This window comes from Streptomyces sp. EDA2-14 (assembly GCF_054963755.1).
In genome coordinates, this window is record NZ_JBUEGE010000011.1 from 156,816 (window position 1) to 173,104 (window position 16,289).

Below are 16,289 nucleotides of genomic sequence, written 5' to 3' on the forward strand. Positions count from 1 at the left end.
GCGACCGGCACACGGGGAAGTGGAGAACGGGCATGTTCAAGGAATGGCGTCGGCGTCGGGCGGTGCAGCGGGTGAAGCCCGGCGACGGGCGGGAACTGAAGCGCTTCCGCTGGTGGCAGCAGCTCTCCCGGGCCCTGTTCCACCTCCGTCTGACGGACGACGCCACGGGCCGGCACACCGTCTACGCCGTGGACGTCCGGCACGGCCAGAACCAGAGCTCCGGCAACGTCAAGGCGCAGCTCTACGTCGACGGCAGGCAGCACGCCGTGTCCAAGCTCCCCGCCGTCTTCCCCGTCCCCGGCGGCACCGTCGAGGTGTCGATGAGCGCCTTCGGCCTCAAGCGCTGTCACTACGTCACCACCGAGGGGTACGAGCAGCAGCTCACCCCCGATCCGGCCTCCGCCGAGGGCCACCGTGCGAACCTCGACCGCAGGCACCCGGCGCTGAGCCGCGTCATCGGCTTCCTCTCGGCGGTGGCGCTCGCCGCGGCGCTGGCCCTGCTCCTCTCCCAGCTCGTCGAGAAGGTGACGAGGCCGCCCGAAATCGCCCAGCACATCGGCGCGTTCACCTCACCCGTGCACCTTTCGGTGTGGATGAACCTCGCGGTCGTCCTCGTCACGGTGGCAGCGAGCACGGAGCGGGCCCTGCGGCTGCGCTACAGTCGCCTGCTCGACGGCGGGGCGGGCTGACCACCCGTGCCTCCCCGGCTGGGGTCACTCCGCGCGACACACCAACGCCGCCCACAGATCCAGCCGGTCGGAGAGCCGGGACAGGTCGCGGCCCGTGAAGTGTTCGATGCGCTGGACGCGGTAGTGGACGGTGTTCACGTGGAGGTGCATCGCCTCGGCCGTGCGGGCCCATGAGCCGTCACAGGCGAGGAACGTGCGCAGGGTCTCCAGGAAGGGGGCGGCGGACGCGCTGCGCGGTTCGAGCAGGGGGCCGAGGACGGTGCGGCTGTACACGGTGCGGACCGGGGCGGGGACTCCGGCCAGGAGTGTGTCGAGGCTGCCGAGTGCCGTGGCATCGGTGAGCAGCGAGGCGTCGGGGGCCGTACTGCGGGCGCAGGCCAGGGCGTAGCGGGCCTCGGCCAGGGCCGCGGCCAGGCCCTGCGGCCCCGCGGCCGGGGACCCGGTGCCACCGTGCAGTGGTACGGGCGCGTCGCAGGCGGCGATGCGCTGCCACACCTCGCCGAGTCCGACGGCCGTCTCCCCCTCGGGTGTCACGGCGAACGCGGTGCCGTCCGGGAGGCTCCCCACGGCCGCGGGCCCGAGCGCCGCACAGGCCGCCACCTCCCGCAGTGCCGCCGTCGCCGCCGTCCCTCCGTTCCGCCGCGCACCGACGACCGCCGCGATCACCAGGTACCGGCCGTCGGCCGGAAGCCCACAGGCCCGCAGCCCCCGCTCGACACCTGCCACGGCCGCCCCGGCATCCGCCTCGCCACCGGCGAGCAGCGCGCCCAGATCGTCCGCGGCCTGCCGGTCGGCGGCCGCGCGCCGGGCCCGCGACTCCTGGCAGCGCCCCAGCAGCGCGGCCACCTCGTGCACCAGTCGGGGCGGCGCGGCCCCGGCATCCGGCAGGTGCAGCAGCCACCGCTCGTACGCGGAGAAGCCGCCCACGTCGACCGGCACCGTGACACCCCCGGCCCCCTCAGCCAGCGGATCGACCCCCGCGGGCAGCGCCGCCGCACCGGACGTGGCCGCGACCGTACGTCCCGCGGGCGTCAGGACGTACGCGGCGACGTCCGAGCGCAGGTGGGCGAACGCGGCAGTGAGGAGATCCTCCGGCCCGGCCTCCCGGGCCAGGAGGCGGCCGAGCCGTTCGCGCAGATAGTCCGGCAGCGCGTGCCGGCGGCTCAACTCGCCCCACTGCTGCAGGTACACGGTCTCGGTCACGGCCCGGAACATCACGTGCGCCGGTACGGCCGCCAGCGGCAGCTCGTGTCGTACACACGCCTCGATCAGCGCGTCCGGGACGGCGCCATGTGTCTCCTCCCCCGCCAGCAGGACGGCGGCGCCCGCCTCCCGCAGCGCGCCGACGAAGCGTTCGGCCTTGTCCTCGCCGTCGTCCGGTGTCCACCACACCAAACCGCTGAGCACGGCCTCCCCCGCGCGCACGAAACGGGCCGGGTCCTCCAGGTCGGTGACGGTCACCCCGCTGATCTCTCGCGTCAGGGGTGTGCCCCGGGCCCACAACGGGCGCAGTCCGAGGCTCTGGTCCTCCAGGAGGTGTTCGACGTGCATGCGTTCCGACTCCTCGTGCGCTCGCCGGGTGGTGGACGACATGGATGACCCACCCGGCACACCTCGCATTCACCAGGTACATGCGAGTCACTGCATCGTAAATGCAAGGCCAGGTGAAGGAAACGCCTCTTGGTTGATTCACCAAGAGGCGGGCCGGAAACGTCGCTGTTTCCGTGTGGTGAACCAGTCGTCCGGGGCGGGTCCGCGTTGCTTCACTGGCGGCCATGGACCTGAACACGGTGACGGAGATACGCGACGCCAGGCTGCCCGCGCCCTGGCGGCCGGGCGACGCCTGGCTGGGCGGCGGCACGTATCTGTTCTCCGAACCTCAGCCGGCGCTGCGCCGCCTGGTGGACCTGAGCCGCACCGGCTGGCCGCCGGTCGAACTGCGCGAGGACGGCTCACTGGAGATCGCCGCCACCTGCACCATCGCCCAACTGTCGCGTTTTGCGCAGGACTTGGCGGCGGAGGCGGCCGGGCTGTTCGAGCAGTGCTGCCGCGCCTTCCTGGCCTCCTTCAAGATCTGGAACATGGCCACGGTCGGCGGCAACCTCTGCAACGCCCTCCCTGCGGGCCCGATGATCTCGCTGACCGCCGCGCTCGACGGCGAGTGCCTGCTCCTCGCGCAGGACGGCGTACGACGCAGGGTGCGGGCCGCCGACTTCGTCACCGGCGCCGGGCGCAAGGTGCTCGGCGAGGGCGAGTTGCTGCGCTCGGTCACGCTGCCCGCCCGCGCCCTGGCCTGCCGCACCGCGTTCCGCAAGGCGTCCCTGTACGGCCTGGGCCGCTCCGGCGTGCTGGTCATCGGCACACTCGACCCGGTCGACGGCTCGCTCGCGATCACGGTCACGGCGTCGACCGTGCGGCCGGTGCGGCTGTGGTTCCCGCTGCCGCCGGGCGCCGGGACACTGCGGTCGGCGATCGACGCGGCGGTCGCGAACGACGAGTGGTTCGACGACATCCACGGGCTGCCCGAGTGGCGGCGCCACATGACGTTCCGGTACGCGGAGGAGATCCGCCGCGAGCTGCGAGAGGCGACACAGTGAAGAAGGAGGTCAACGGCCGTTCCCACGAGGAGGAACCGCGCCCGGGTCAGTGTCTGCGCACCTATCTGCGCGAGCGCGGCTGGTTCGGCGTAAAGAAGGGCTGCGACGCGGGCGACTGCGGCGCCTGCACGGTCCACGTGGACGGCGAGCCCGTGCACAGCTGCCTGTATCCGGCCTTCCGCGCCGACGGCCGCACCGTCACCACGGTCGAGGGCCTCGCCTCGCCGGAGGGTGAACTCCACCCCGTACAGCGGAAGTTCCTCGACGCGCAGGGCTTCCAGTGCGGCTTCTGCACGGCCGGGTTCCTCATGACGACGGCGGCGCTGGACGAGGACAAACTCGCCGACCTGCCGCGGGCGTTCAAAGGGAACCTGTGCCGGTGCACCGGCTACCGGGCCATCGAGGACGCCGTGCGCGGCACGAAGCACGTCGAGGCGCCGTGCGCGGGCGAGTCCGTCGGCCGCAATCTGCCCGCACCGGCCGGGCCCAAGGTCGTCACCGGCACCGCCCGGTACACCTTCGACCTCGACGTGCCGGGGCTGCTGCACATGAAGCTGCTGCGCTCCCCGCACGCCCACGCCCGCGTCACCGCCATCGACACCTCGGCCGCGCTGCGCGTGCCCGGTGTGCACGCCGTGCTCACCCACCACGACGCCCCTGAGCGGCACTTCTCCACCGCCCGGCACGAACACCCCGAGGAGGACCCCGACGACACCCGCGTCCTCGACGACACCGTCCGCCACATCGGCCAGCGGGTCGCCGCGGTCGTCGCCGACAGCGAGGCCGCCGCAGAGGAGGGCTGCCGCCGCGTCGAGGTGACGTACGAGGTGCTGCCCGCGGTCCTCGACCCGGAGGAGGCGATGCGGCCCGGCGCCCCGGTCGTCCACGACAAGGACGCCGCAGAGGCCCGTATCGCCCGTCCGCGGAACAACGTGGTCGGCGAGGCGCACGGCGAGATCGGTGACATCGAGGCCGGGTTCGCCGAGGCCGATGCCGTCTACGAGGACACGTACCGCACCCAGCGCGTGCAGCACGCGAGTCTGGAGACGCACGGCGCCGTCGCCTGGTTCGACGAGGACGACCGGCTCACCGTGCGCACCAGCTCCCAGACCCCGTTCCTGACACGCCGCGCCTTGTGCGCCCTCTACGACCTGCCGCTGGACAAGGTGCGGGTCGTCGCGGGCCGGGTCGGCGGTGGCTTCGGCGGCAAGCAGGAGATGCTCGTCGAGGACATCGTGGCGCTCGCCGTCCTGAAGCTGCGCCGCCCGGTGAAGCTGGAGTACACGCGGCCCGAGCAGTTCTACGGCGCCACCACCCGGCACCCCTTCACCATCCACGTGAAGGCGGGCGCCCGTCGCGACGGCACGCTCACCGCGCTGAGCCTGCGGGTGGTGTCCAACACGGGCGCGTACGGCAATCACGGCCCGGCCGTGATGTTCCACAGCGTCGGCGAGTCCATGGCGGTCTACCGCGCCGAGAACAAGAAGGTCGACGCCTTCGCCGTCTACACGAACACCGTCCCTGCGGGCGCCTTCCGCGGCTACGGCCTCGGGCAGGTCATGTTCGCCGTCGAGTCGGCCTTCGACGAGCTGGCCCGCCAACTCGACCTCGATCCGCTCGACTTCAAGGCCCGCAACGTCATCGGCGCGGACGAGCCCATGGTCACGCCCGGAGGCCACGAGGAGGATCTGCACATCGCGAGCTACGGCCTTGACCAGTGTGTCTCCGTGGTGCGCCGGGCGCAGGAGCAGACCGACGCGGGCCTGCCCGCGCCGGAGGGCTGGCTGGTCGGCGAGGGAGCAGCCCTCGCGATGATCGCGACCGGCCCGCCCGGAGGACACATCGCCGACGCCAAGGCCGCGCTGCTGCCCGACGGAACCTTCGATCTGGCCGTCGGCACCGCCGAGTTCGGCAACGGCACCACCACCGTCCACCAGCAGATCGCGGCCGGCGAACTGGCCACCACCGTCGAGCACGTCACCGTCCGCCAGTCCGACACCGACGTCGTACGCCACGACACCGGAGCCTTCGCCTCGACCGGCACGGTCGTCGCGGGCAAGGCCACGCTGCGCGCCTCCCGCGCCCTGGCCGACATGCTCCTCGACTTCGCGGCGACCCAACTGCGGGTGCCGCGCGCGGAATGCGGCCTCGCACCGGAGGCGGTGGTGCACCCCGACGGCCGCCTGCTCCTGAAGGAGATCTACGCCGCCGGGCGCGCGGTGGGCGTGGAGTTCGGCGCCGACGGCCACTTCGGCGGCACCCCGCGCTCGGTCGCGTTCAACGCCCAGTGGTTCAAGCTGGCCGTCGACCCCGGCACAGGCGAGATCCGCATCCTGCGCAGCGTGCACGCCGCCGACGCGGGCACGGTCATGAACCCGATGCAGTGCCGCGGCCAGATCGAGGGCGGCATCGCCCAGGCCCTCGGCGCCACACTGTTCGAGACGGTCCGCATCGACGAGCGCGGAGCGGTCGACACGGCCGCCTTCCGCCGCTACCGACTCCCCCAGTACGCCGATGTCCCGCGCACCGAGGTCCACTTCATGGAGACGACGGACGCCATCGGCCCGCTCGGCGCCAAGTCGATGAGCGAAAGCCCCTTCAACCCGGTCGCCCCGGCCTTCGCCAACGCCCTGCGCGACGCGACGGGCATCCGCTTCACGGAGGTGCCGGTGACACGGGACCGGGTGTGGCTGGCGATGTCGCGGGTCGGCTGATGCTCCGCCACCCCACCTCGTCCGACGACAACGCGAACACCCGCACGCGCCGCCCCCCGGCGGGACTGACGGTCTCGCGGTCCAAGCGCATCCCCAGTTTCGTCATGACCCGCTCGGAGGCGTCGTTGCCCACTTGAGTGATGCTGACGATCCGTTCAAGGCCCCGCCCCTCGAACCCGAACCGGACAGCGGCCGCGGCGGCCTCGGTGGCAATGCCCTGCCCCCAGTGGGACCGTCCAAGCCGCCATCCGACCTCGACCGCCGGGAGCACCTCCGGCAAGAAGTGGGGCACCGAAAGGCCGGTGAATCCGGCCAGTTCGCCCGTGGCCCGGATCTCCACGGCGAACAGGCCGAAGCCCTCGGACTCCCACTCGCGCTCCCACGCCCGGATCCCGTCGCGGGTCTGCTGTTCGTCGCGGACGCTCCCGTCGCGGATCCACCGCATGACCTCGGGGTCGGCATTGACGGCAGCCATGGGCGGGACGTCCCCCTCGCGCCAGCGACGTAGGAGGAGACGGGGAGTCTCGAGCGTGACCATCCGACCATTTTGAACCAGAGAACGGATCAGGGACTGGCCCGCCCCGTCACAGCAGGGAGTTGTCCGCCATCCGCTCGATGACGCGGGTCGCCGCGCGGATGTCCCGCTCCGGGATGTCCTCAAGCGTCCGGCCCAGGAGGTCGCGCATCAGCTCGTTGAGGCGGCGAGCCACCTTGCGCCCTCGTTCGGTGATCCGGACCAACTGGACGCGCTGGTCGTCCGCATCGCGCACGCGCTCCACGAGCCCCTGCTCCTCCAGGTGCGCCACCTGACGCGTCACGTGCGGCGGCCGCACCATCAGACGCTCGGCCAGCGCGCTGCTGCGCAGCGGCTCGCCCTCCAGGAGCAGAACGCGCAGCATGGCGTACCCCGCGCGCTCCACCTTCACGTCGAGCTGCGCGGCGATCTGGCCGTGCACCTGGCTGCGCCCCATCACGTAGGAGAGGGCGGTCACCGCGCGGAGCAGGCGCTGCATGGAGTCGTCGGAGTGGCTGGAACCGTCGGAGTCGGTGGAGGCGGACACGGGTTCCATGATGCCCCAGGTCACGGGCCCCTTCGGCACAGGCACACCCGGTCTGTATATTTACTTAAGGTAAGTAACACGCAGCACGTGAGGAGCTCCCGCATGCCGGAGGCGCAACCGCCCGATCCGCAGCCCACGAAGGCGAAGACCCTGGCCGAGAGCCTGTGGTTCCCGGCGCTGTTCTTCATCGGCTTCCTGGTCTGCTACATGCTTCCGTTCCACTCCCCGGAGCCGCACGACGTCAAGGTCGCCGTGTCAAGCCCCGTGGCGGCGGCGCAACTGGAGGCCGGTCTGGAGAAGAAGGCCTCCGGCGCCTTCGACATCAGGCCGGCCGACGACGCGCGGGCGGCCCGCGAGCAGGTGGAGGACCGGGACGCCGTCGCCGCGTTCAGCGTCGACGGCGACCACGCGACGCTCTACGTCGCCAAGGGCAACGGCGCCATGCTCGAGCAGACGCTCACCGCGACCTTCACCCCGATCGCCGCGCAGCAGGGAGCCGAGCTGAAGACGGTCGACCTCGCGCCGACGGCGAGCGGCGACGTCACGGGCAGCGGCATGTTCTACATGGCGATGGTCTGGAACATCGTCCCCTACATCTCCGTCATGATGCTGATGCGGGCGACCTCGCTCAGCCGCCGCGCCAAGCTGACCACCTTGGCGGGCGTGGGCGCGGTCCTCAGCGTCGGCGGCTTCTACTTCGCCCGCGCGCTCGACGTGGTGCCGAACGATCCCCTGGCGATGCTGTACGGCTTCATGCTGACGCAGGCCGTCGCGTGGACCGTGTACGGGCTCGTGCCGTTCGTCCGCCAGTACATCGTCGGCGTGGCGATCACACTGTTCGTCCTGTTCAGCATTCCGTCCAGCGGCGGGGCCATCCCGTACCAGATGGTGCCGGGCTTCTTCCGCTGGATGCATCCGCTCCTGCCGCTCGGCAATGCCATCGACGCGTTGCACGGCCTGTTCTACTTCGACAACAACGGGCTCGTCAGGCCCACCGTGGTCCTGGTCGTCTGGTTGGTCATCGGCGCGGCGCTGGTGGGCACCGGGGCGCTGCTCCAGCGGAAGAAGGAGAAGGCCGCGGCGGAGGCGGACACCGAGGAGTCGACGGCGGTCGAGGACGTCGCGGTCGAAGATCCCAGTTTCGAACTCCCGCTCCCGCACCCGCTGTCGCCCGCTGCACCGCACGGTCAGACGCCCATGCTCCAGGGCCGGGTCTGCGAGGCGGACGGCGCCCCGGTGACCGGCGCGACGGTCACGGTGACCGACCGGCACGGGCGCCAATTGGTCCGCGCACACACCGACGCCTCTGGCGGGTACGCCGTCACCGCGCTGCCGGAGGACTTCGTCGACGTCCTGGTGACCGCACCGAACCGGCTGCCCGCCGTGGCCCGCGTCCTGCCGGCCAGCGGCCGACCGCGGCACAAGGACTTCGTCATGAACGGCAGGCGAAGCCCCCAGCCGGTGTCCTCCTCCCACTGATCAGCCACGGGGACGGGAGAGCGCTCGACGCACCCCCCCCCCGTCCCCTTTCGCCCCTCCCCGGAAACCGCTCAACTCCCCTCCAGGAAAACCGCCATGACGGCCTCCTGGGGCCACCGCACCCACTGCGCTGGTTTGCGCCGCCCACCAGCGATTACCGTGCGTCACACGGCGTCGGTCGATTCCGGTCAGACTTGCCGGCGTGAAGCGGCCGTCGAGTGCCGTGCGATCAGGAGGAGTTGGAGATGAGTGAGGGGTTCACGCGCCGCAGACAGAGCCGTTGGGGCGAAGGCGCGGCCCTGAAGGAGGAGATCGTGCGGGCCGCGGCGCGCATGCTGACCGAGTCGGGCCGGGAGAAGGACCTGTCGCTCCGTGCGGTGGCACGGGAGGTCGGGATCTCGGCCCCCAGCATCTACCTGCACTTCAAGGACCGGGCGGAGCTGGTGGCGACCGTGACACGGCGGGCCTACGAACGGCTGGCCTCCGAGCTGCGGGACGCCTGGTCGGGCGAGCACGAGGCCGGGCCGCACGCCGCCCTGGGCGCACTGGCCCACCACTACTGCGACTTCGCCCTGGACAACCCGCGCATCTACCGGCTGATGTTCGGCATCGAGCGGATCGAGGTGCCGCGGGACGAGGCGGCCACCCATCCGCTGTGGACGGTGCACGAGGTATGGAGCGAAGCGGTGGCCGCGTGCCGCGAGGAGCGCGACGAAGCGGCCGCCCTTTCACGGTCGACCTCCCTGCTGTGGGCGGCGGTGCACGGGCTGGTGGCGATGGCGACGGCCGTGCCGTTCGCCGCCGACCGTGAGCAGCTCGCGGGGATGGTGGACGAGCTCCTGGAGCGGGTGGTGGCCGAATAGTTGAGGACGGGCTGTCACCCTCCGCAAAGTAGATGCATATACCCACTAACGGTGTTAGGAAAGTGGGGCACGCGCATTTCTCCCTTCACGGAGGTACGCATGACCCCCACAGCGAACCCGTCCGTCGACCTGCCCGAGCACCCCAGCCCCCGAGCGGCCGGCTGCCCGTTCGACCCTCCGCCCGCACTGCACGCCCTGCAGACCGACACCCCCGTCACCCGCGTCCGGATCTGGGACGGCAGCAGCCCCTGGCTGATCACCCGTCACGACCACCTGCGCACCCTGCTCGGCGACCCGCGCGTCAGCTCCGACCCCGCGCAGCCCGGCTTCCCGCACCGCAACGAGGGGATGCGCGACCGGGACCGGACCAACCCCACGTTCATCAACATGGACGACCCCGAACACGCCCGGCTGCGCCGCATGGTGACCGCGCCGTTCGCCGTCAAGAAGATGGAGGCGCTCCGGCCGGCGATCCAGAAGATCGTCGACGACCTGATCGACGAGATGCTCGCCGGTCCCGCGCCCGTCGACCTGGTCGAGGCCTTCGCGCTCCCGATACCGAGCCTGGTCATCTGCGAACTGCTCGGCGTGCCCTACGAGAAGCACGACTTCTTCCAGCGGCACACACAGGTGATCGTCCGTCGCACATCGACGCCCGAGGACGTGGTGGCGGCGACCGACGCCCTCACCGACTACCTCCACGACCTGCTGACCGACAAACGCGCGGAGCCCGGCGACGACCTCCTGTCCGAACTCGCCGTCAAACGCGTCGCCACCGGCGAGATGACGCAGCGCGAGGCCGCGCGGATGGGCGTCCTGCTGCTCGCCGCCGGACACGAGACGACCGCCAACATGATCGCGCTCGGCACCCTGGCCCTGCTGGAGAACCCCGACCAACTCGCCCTGCTGCGCGAGACCGAGGACGCCAAGACGGTCTCCGGCGCCGTGGAGGAACTGCTGCGCTATCTGAACATCACGCAGTCCGGGCGCCGCCGGGTGGCACTGGAGGACATCGAGGTCGACGGACAGACCATCCGCGCGGGCGAAGGCATCATCTTCGCCAACGACATCGCCAACCGCGACCCCGGCCCCTTCCCCGAGCCCGACCGCCTCGACATCACCCGCGACGCCCGCCGCCACGTCGCCTTCGGCTTCGGCATCCACCAGTGCCTGGGCCAGCCGCTGGCCCGCGTCGAGCTGCAATGCGTCTACAGCACCCTCTACCGGCGCATCCCCACCCTGAAGCTGGCCACCGGCATCGACCAACTGGAGTTCAAGCACGACGGGTTCGTCTACGGCGTGTACTCCCTGCCCGTCACGTGGTGACATCGCCCGAACCGGCGCTCCCCGCCCACTCCCCCACCAGCGGAGGCAAGAACACCATGCACGTGGAAGTCGACCAGCCCAAGTGCGTCGCCTCGGGACAGTGCGTCCTCCTGGCGCCCGACGTCTTCGACCAGGACGACGACGGAATCGTCGAACTGCTCACCGACACCCCCGATCCCGCCCTCCACGACGACGTCAGGGAATCGGCGGCCGTCTGCCCGGCCGCGGCGATCCACGTGGCCCGGGCGTGAACACCGCGCCACTGCGCCGCATCGTGGTCGTCGGCGCCTCGGCGGCCGGCCTGACGGCCGCCGAGACCCTGCGCAGAGAAGGCTTTACGGGCCCCCTCACCCTCGTCGGCAAGGAACACCGCCTGCCGTACGACCGGCCGCCGCTGTCCAAGCAGATCCTGTCGGGCGCCTGGACCGCAGAGCGGACGGCCCTGCGCCCGCAGACCACCTTCGAGGCCCTCGACCTGGACCTGCGGCTGGGCACCGCCGCCACGGCACTGTCCACCGCGCGCCGCACCGTGCCCCTCGCCGACGGCACGGAACTCCCCTACGACGGGCTGGTCATCGCCACCGGTGTCCGCCCACGCCGACTGCCCGTGCAGCCGCTGCCGGGCGTGCACACGCTGCGCACCCTGGACGACGCGCTCGTCATGCGCGAACGCCTGTCACCAGGGCGGAAGTTGGTCGTGGTGGGCGCCGGATTCCTGGGCGCGGAGGTGGCCGCCTCGGCCCGCGCCCTCGGCGCCGATGTCACCCTCGTGGAGCCCGCACCCGTACCCCTCGCCCACGCCGTCGGCCACCAGGTCGGCTCGTACCTCTCGCAGTTGCACCGCGAGAACGGCGTGGATCTGCGTGCGGGCACCGAGGTCCATGAGGTGGTGACACGGGACGGCCGCGTCGGCGCCGTCGAGCTCTCCGACGGCACGACGGTCCAGGCCGACGACGTGCTCGTGGCCATCGGCTCCGTACCCAACACCGCCTGGCTCGACGGCAGCGGCCTGGAGGTGTCCGACGGCGTGGTCTGCGACGCGTACAGCGCGGCGGCTCCCGGCGTGTACGCGGCCGGAGACGTGGCGCGCTGGCACAACCCGCTGTTCGCCACGAGCATGCGCATCGAGCACCGGACCAACGCCGCCGAACAGGCCATGGCCGCCGCCCGCAACCTCCTCGACCCCGACTCCGCCCGCCCCTTCGCCCCTGTCCCCTACTTCTGGTCCGACCAGCACGGAATCAAGATTCAGGCCCACGGACACCTCCGGGGTCACGACGAGGCACATGTCGTCGAAGGCGACATGGAGCAGGACCGGTTCCTCGTCGCCTACCGCACCGGTGGCCGACTGACCGGCGCCCTGTCCGTCGGCATGCCACCCAAGGCCCTGCGCCGCTGGCGCACCGCCATCGCGTCCGGCACGGACTGGCATACGGCCCTGGAGCCGCAGACCGCCGCCTGAACACGACACGACGGCCGTGGCCGACCCCACCGGTCGCCCACGGCCGTTCGCCGAACGGGCTGGTCGGCGCTGCCCTCGACCGCACCGTCTCGTGCCTGTTTTACGTGCACGGAGATGACGGGATGGGTCCTGAACACGTCATACGGGCCGGCTTGCGGCTCACGTCCGTGCACCGCGGCCGCGGTTTCCTCTCCCCGGAACCCGCCATGTCCGGAGCAGCCGCTCGACAGCCAGGTTCTCGGCGGCGGGCCCCAGCTTCGGGCGGGTCTGGGCGGTCCTCGATCCCCTCGGGGAAGGCGGACTTGAGGTCGAGCGGTCCGGAAACAGAAAAGAGGCCGTTTCCAGAAACGGCCTCTCACCTGCGACGTTCGATCGTCCGAACTGTCGGGACGACAGGATTTGAACCTGCGACCCCTTGACCCCCAGTCAAGTGCGCTACCAAGCTGCGCCACGTCCCGATGTCCACTGCCTCCGGCCCGGTGTTCTCCGGTCCTTCAGGCGGCGACAAGAAGAACAATACCCCAAGCTCAGGGGTGGTTTGAAACCGGATCCGCGGCTCGCGGGCGGGTGCGGGAGAATCGGGGCATGAGCACTTCGCGCGACGGTGACCGGGACCGTGACCAGGAGGGACGGGCGCGCAATGCGCGGCCCCGCGACGGGCTCGGTCGGCCGCTCCCCTATGGCACGCCCGGGGTCGAACGGCAGCCGGAGGGGGTGGTGCGGACGGCCGCGCAGAGCGTCGCGGAGGCGCAGGCGCTGCTCGATGCCGGGCAGCCGTTCCACGCGCACGAGGTCTTCGAGGACGCGTGGAAGTCGGGGCCCGACAGCGAGCGCGAGCTGTGGCGGGCCCTCGCGCAGACCGCGGTCGGGCTCACGCACGCCGCGCGCGGCAACGCAACCGGGGGCGCCCGGCTGCTGCGCCGTGGCGCGGAGGGCATCGCCGCGTGGCAGGGCGTCGCCCCCGCGGAGCTCGCCACGGCCGCGCTGGTGGGCTGGGCGCGTGAGCTCGCCGACGAGGTGGAGCGGACCGCACAGCCGGTCGATGCTGCTTCCGTCGCGCCGCGGCTGACCTGACGCAGGGCGCGCGCACCCGAAAGGCGCACGTCACCGGTCCGGCCCCCACCCGCATGCGCCGCCCGTGGCCCGATGTGACGCTGCCAGGGTGACGACCACCGAAGAAGCAGCCCCGCCGCCGGCCGCCGCCTCGGCGCCACCCGTTCTCGACCGACGCCGCCGCCATGTCGTCTTCGGGACGATCATGCTCGGCATGCTGCTGGCCGCCCTCGACCAGACGATCGTCGGCACGGCGCTCCCGACCATCGTCTCGGACCTGGGCGGCGCGGCGCACATGTCGTGGGTCGTCACGGCGTATCTGCTCGCGGAGACGGTCGCCACGGTCCTCGTCGGCAAGTTCGGCGACATGTTCGGGCGCAAGATCGTCTTCCAGCTCTCGGCGATCATCTTCATCACCGGTTCGTTCCTGTGCGGGCTCGCCACGAACATGTCGCTGCTCATCGCGTGGCGCGCGCTGCAGGGCATCGGCGCCGGCGGTCTGATGGTGACGGCGATGGCGCTCATCGCCGACGTCATCCCGCTGCGTGAGCGAGGCAAGTACCAGGGTGCGATCGGTGCCGTGTTCGGTGTCTCGACCGTCATCGGGCCGCTGCTCGGCGGACTGTTCACGGACCACCTGACGTGGCGCTGGGCGTTCTACGTCAACGTACCCATCGCGATCGTCGTCGTGATCGCGGCGGCCCGGACGATCCCGGTGGTGCGGTCGGCGGCGAAGCCGATCATCGACTATCTCGGCATCGCGCTCGTCGCGGTCGGGGCGAGCGCCCTGATCCTGGCGACCAGTTGGGGCGGCAACGAGTACGCGTGGGGCTCGGGCGTCATCATCGGGCTCTTCGTCGGCGGCATCGTCGCGCTCGGCCTTTTCTGCTGGGTGGAGACGCGGGCCAAGGAACCGATGCTGCCGATGCATCTGTTCCGGAACCCGGTGTTCACCGTCTGCTCGATCCTGAGCTTCATCGTCGGCTTCGCGATGCTCGGCGCGATGACTTTCCTGCCGACGTATCTGCAGTACGTGGACGGGGACTCGGCCACCATCTCGGGCGTACGCACCCTGCCGATGGTGATCGGTCTGTTGATCGCGTCCATCTTCTCCGGCAACGTGGTCAGCAAGACCGGCAAGTACCGGATCTTCCCCATCGTGGGCGCCCTGGTGATGGCGCTCGGCCTGTATCTGCTGTCCCTGATGGACAGTTCCACGAGTACGTGGCTCGAGTCCGTGTACATGTTTGTCCTTGGTCTCGGCATTGGTCTATGCATGCAGGTGTTGACGATCGCCGTCCAGAACACCGTCGAGTACGCGGAGTTGGGCACCGCGACCTCCGGTGTCACGTTCTTCCGCACCCTGGGCAGCTCGTTCGGCACCGCCGTGTTCGGCACGATCTACGCCAACAGCCTGGAGCCGAACCTGAAGGAGGGCGTGGCGGAGGCGGCGCGGGCCGGGACCGGGATCTCGCCGCAGGCCCTGGTGAAGGCCGCGCAGAGTCCGCAGGGCGTGCACAACCTGCCGGAGGCGGCGCGCGAGCCGATCGTCAACGGGTACGCGGACTCGCTGCACACGGTGTTCCTGTGCACGGTCCCGGTGGCGCTCATCGGCTTCCTGGTGGCGCTGTTCCTCAAGCAGGTGCAGTTGCGCGACACCGCGCGCGCGGGCTCCTCCGACATGGGTGAGGGATTCGCGCAGCCGTCGACCGGCGACTCGGCGCACGTTCTGGAGCGGGCGGTGGCGAACCTGGTGAAGGAGACGGACCTCAACACCGCGCGGCAGATCCTGGAACGGTCCGAGACCCGCCTCGACGTCGCGGGCGCATGGGCCGTGATGCAGGTGGACTTCTTCACGCGGATGGTCGGGCACGCGAGCCTCGGCATGATCGCGGCGCGCCGCAGGCTGCCCCCGGAGGTGCTGGTGCCGGTGTTCCAGCGGATGGTCGACGAGGGCTATCTGACGCGCACGGGCACGTACTTCTCGCACACCGAGGCGGGGCACCGGGAGTCGGAGGTCATCAACACCGCCTGGGGCAACTGGCTGAGCGAGAAGGTCGAGGCCGACGTCGGCCGCCCCGCGGACGCGGAGCTGCGGGTGGCGGTCGACTCGATCGCGAAGCGGTTGCTGGCCGAGGACATGGCGACCGGTTCGACGAGCGGGTCCGGCTCGGAGCGCACCCTCGTGCCCATGTAGTGGGTGGCTCCGGTCAGTTCAGCAGGAGTTGCAGGCCGCCGAGGACCGTCGCCGCGATGACGAGCTGTTCGAAGAGGCGCTGATTGATCCGGTTCACGCATGCCTTGCCGATCAGTGCCCCCGGCAGGACGAACACGACGAGCGCCGCGTCCAGGAGCAGCGAGCGGCCGTCGATGAGCCCGAGGCCCACGCTGAACGGCACCTTCGCCGAGTTCACGATGAGGAAGAACCACGCGGAGGTGCCCAGGAAGCCGAGCTTCTTGAAGCCCGCCGACAGCAGGTACATGGACATCACGGGGCCGCCCGCGTTGGCGACCATGGTGGTGAAGCCGCCGAGCACCCCGTACGAGCCCGCCTTGACGCGGGCCGTGCGGGTCGGCGTCGACTCGACCTCGGGTGCGGCGGCCTGTTTGCGGCGCCAGACGGTCACGCCCGCCATGACGAGCAGGATCAGGCCGATCGACACGCGTACGGCGCCGTCCCCCGCGAAGCCGAGGAAGACGGTGCCGACGACCACGCCCGCGCCCACGGCGGGGAACAGGCGCCACAGAGTGGGCCAGTGGGCGTGCCGCCGGTAGGTGAGCACGGCGAGGATGTCGCCGCAGATCAGGATGGGGAGCAGCACTCCGGTGGAGGCGCGCGCGGGCAGGATCGCGGCGAAGACCGCGAGGCTGACCGTATTGGCGCCGCTGACGGCGGTCTTGGAGAAGCCGACCACCATGGCCGCGGCGGCCAGAGCGGAGAACTCCCAGGCGGTGATCCCGAATATGTCGTGCATGGCGAGGACAGATGCTAGACGCAACTACCTGTCGGGCGTCAGGGGTGCCACATGGTGATACGCGGTGCAC

Annotated in this window: 14 protein-coding genes and 1 tRNA gene; 10 read left to right on the forward strand and 5 right to left on the reverse strand. The window is 71.0% G+C overall.

Translation table 11 applies throughout. The features are described 5' to 3' along the window. Nucleotides 1-32: 32 nt before the first annotated feature. Nucleotides 33-689, forward strand: a complete 657-nt coding sequence (locus ACY34M_RS25220; protein WP_462720575.1) for a hypothetical protein — start codon at nt 33-35, stop codon at nt 687-689. A gap of 24 nt (nt 690-713) precedes the next feature. Here the strand turns inward: ACY34M_RS25220 and ACY34M_RS25225 are convergent, their stop codons facing one another. Further along, nucleotides 714-2,240: a PucR family transcriptional regulator gene (locus ACY34M_RS25225; protein ID WP_462720576.1), complete on the reverse strand. Its 1,527-nt coding sequence runs from the start codon at nt 2,238-2,240 to the stop codon at nt 714-716. 224 nt (nt 2,241-2,464) lie between these two features. On the opposite strand from ACY34M_RS25225, the gene ACY34M_RS25230 reads away from it, so the two are divergent. Both ACY34M_RS25230 and ACY34M_RS25235 read left to right on the forward strand, forming a co-directional pair. Next, nucleotides 2,465-3,286: an FAD binding domain-containing protein gene (locus ACY34M_RS25230; protein ID WP_462720577.1), complete on the forward strand. Its 822-nt coding sequence runs from the start codon at nt 2,465-2,467 to the stop codon at nt 3,284-3,286. After that, nucleotides 3,283-6,000, forward strand: coding sequence for a molybdopterin-dependent oxidoreductase (locus ACY34M_RS25235; RefSeq protein ID WP_462720578.1), 2,718 nt, complete (start codon nt 3,283-3,285; stop codon nt 5,998-6,000). Before ACY34M_RS25230 ends, ACY34M_RS25235 begins: the two co-directional genes overlap by 4 nt. Here the strand turns inward: ACY34M_RS25235 and ACY34M_RS25240 are convergent. Both ACY34M_RS25240 and ACY34M_RS25245 read right to left on the reverse strand, forming a co-directional pair. Further along, on the reverse strand, nt 5,942-6,538 hold the full coding sequence (locus tag ACY34M_RS25240; protein ID WP_462720579.1) for a GNAT family N-acetyltransferase: 597 nt from the start codon (nt 6,536-6,538) through the stop codon (nt 5,942-5,944). The genes ACY34M_RS25235 and ACY34M_RS25240 overlap by 59 nt on opposite strands. 46 nt (nt 6,539-6,584) lie before the next feature. After that, nucleotides 6,585-7,061 carry a MarR family winged helix-turn-helix transcriptional regulator gene (locus ACY34M_RS25245; RefSeq protein ID WP_462720580.1) on the reverse strand — a complete coding sequence of 159 codons (477 nt, stop codon included), beginning with the start codon at nt 7,059-7,061 and terminating at the stop codon, nt 6,585-6,587. Between the two features lie 102 nt (nt 7,062-7,163). Here ACY34M_RS25245 and ACY34M_RS25250 point away from each other — a divergent pair, with 102 nt between their 5' ends. The 5 genes from ACY34M_RS25250 (at nt 7,164) to ACY34M_RS25270 (ending at nt 12,191) form a co-directional block, all read left to right on the forward strand. Further along, nucleotides 7,164-8,540 carry a carboxypeptidase regulatory-like domain-containing protein gene (locus tag ACY34M_RS25250; protein ID WP_462720581.1) on the forward strand — a complete coding sequence of 459 codons (1,377 nt, stop codon included), beginning with the start codon at nt 7,164-7,166 and terminating at the stop codon, nt 8,538-8,540. Between the two features lie 245 nt (nt 8,541-8,785). Next, the gene (locus ACY34M_RS25255; protein ID WP_462720582.1) at nt 8,786-9,403 is read left to right on the forward strand and encodes a TetR/AcrR family transcriptional regulator; all 618 of its coding nucleotides are present in this window, start codon (nt 8,786-8,788) and stop codon (nt 9,401-9,403) included. Between the two features lie 99 nt (nt 9,404-9,502). Beyond that, the gene (locus tag ACY34M_RS25260) at nt 9,503-10,729 is read left to right on the forward strand and encodes a cytochrome P450 (RefSeq protein WP_462720583.1); all 1,227 of its coding nucleotides are present in this window, start codon (nt 9,503-9,505) and stop codon (nt 10,727-10,729) included. Between the two features lie 56 nt (nt 10,730-10,785). After that, nucleotides 10,786-10,980 carry a ferredoxin gene (locus ACY34M_RS25265; protein ID WP_462720665.1) on the forward strand — a complete coding sequence of 65 codons (195 nt, stop codon included), beginning with the start codon at nt 10,786-10,788 and terminating at the stop codon, nt 10,978-10,980. A gap of 11 nt (nt 10,981-10,991) precedes the next feature. Further along, nucleotides 10,992-12,191, forward strand: a complete 1,200-nt coding sequence (locus ACY34M_RS25270; RefSeq protein WP_462720666.1) for an NAD(P)/FAD-dependent oxidoreductase — start codon at nt 10,992-10,994, stop codon at nt 12,189-12,191. A gap of 384 nt (nt 12,192-12,575) precedes the next feature. Here the strand turns inward: ACY34M_RS25270 and ACY34M_RS25275 are convergent. After that, a tRNA-Pro gene (locus ACY34M_RS25275) sits at nt 12,576-12,649 on the reverse strand. A 127-nt stretch (nt 12,650-12,776) separates the two neighbouring features. On the opposite strand from ACY34M_RS25275, the gene ACY34M_RS25280 reads away from it, so the two are divergent. Together ACY34M_RS25280 and ACY34M_RS25285 are read left to right on the forward strand one after the other, a co-directional pair. Beyond that, nucleotides 12,777-13,265, forward strand: coding sequence for a DUF309 domain-containing protein (locus tag ACY34M_RS25280; protein ID WP_462720584.1), 489 nt, complete (start codon nt 12,777-12,779; stop codon nt 13,263-13,265). Between the two features lie 88 nt (nt 13,266-13,353). Beyond that, entirely contained in the window at nt 13,354-15,441 is a 2,088-nt protein-coding gene (locus tag ACY34M_RS25285) for an MDR family MFS transporter (RefSeq protein WP_462720585.1), read from the forward strand. Nucleotides 15,442-15,454: 13 nt separating this feature from the next. On the opposite strand, the gene ACY34M_RS25290 is transcribed toward ACY34M_RS25285, so the two are convergent. Next, the gene (locus ACY34M_RS25290; RefSeq protein ID WP_462720586.1) at nt 15,455-16,219 is read right to left on the reverse strand and encodes a sulfite exporter TauE/SafE family protein; all 765 of its coding nucleotides are present in this window, start codon (nt 16,217-16,219) and stop codon (nt 15,455-15,457) included. Nucleotides 16,220-16,289 lie beyond the last annotated feature (70 nt).

Excerpts from the sequence above, each read along its gene's own strand:
- ACY34M_RS25225 (WP_462720576.1), bottom strand. The coding sequence starts at position 2,240 with ATGCACGTCGAACACCTCCTGGAGGACCAGAGCCTCGGACTGCGCCCG.
- ACY34M_RS25255 (WP_462720582.1), top strand. The coding sequence starts at position 8,786 with ATGAGTGAGGGGTTCACGCGCCGCAGACAGAGCCGTTGGGGCGAAGGC.
- ACY34M_RS25250 (WP_462720581.1), top strand. The coding sequence starts at position 7,164 with ATGCCGGAGGCGCAACCGCCCGATCCGCAGCCCACGAAGGCGAAGACC.
- ACY34M_RS25260 (WP_462720583.1), top strand. The coding sequence starts at position 9,503 with ATGACCCCCACAGCGAACCCGTCCGTCGACCTGCCCGAGCACCCCAGC.
- ACY34M_RS25290 (WP_462720586.1), bottom strand. The coding sequence starts at position 16,219 with ATGCACGACATATTCGGGATCACCGCCTGGGAGTTCTCCGCTCTGGCC.
- ACY34M_RS25220 (WP_462720575.1), top strand. The coding sequence starts at position 33 with ATGTTCAAGGAATGGCGTCGGCGTCGGGCGGTGCAGCGGGTGAAGCCC.
- ACY34M_RS25280 (WP_462720584.1), top strand. The coding sequence starts at position 12,777 with ATGAGCACTTCGCGCGACGGTGACCGGGACCGTGACCAGGAGGGACGG.
- ACY34M_RS25240 (WP_462720579.1), bottom strand. The coding sequence starts at position 6,538 with ATGGTCACGCTCGAGACTCCCCGTCTCCTCCTACGTCGCTGGCGCGAG.
- ACY34M_RS25265 (WP_462720665.1), top strand. The coding sequence starts at position 10,786 with ATGCACGTGGAAGTCGACCAGCCCAAGTGCGTCGCCTCGGGACAGTGC.
- ACY34M_RS25230 (WP_462720577.1), top strand. The coding sequence starts at position 2,465 with ATGGACCTGAACACGGTGACGGAGATACGCGACGCCAGGCTGCCCGCG.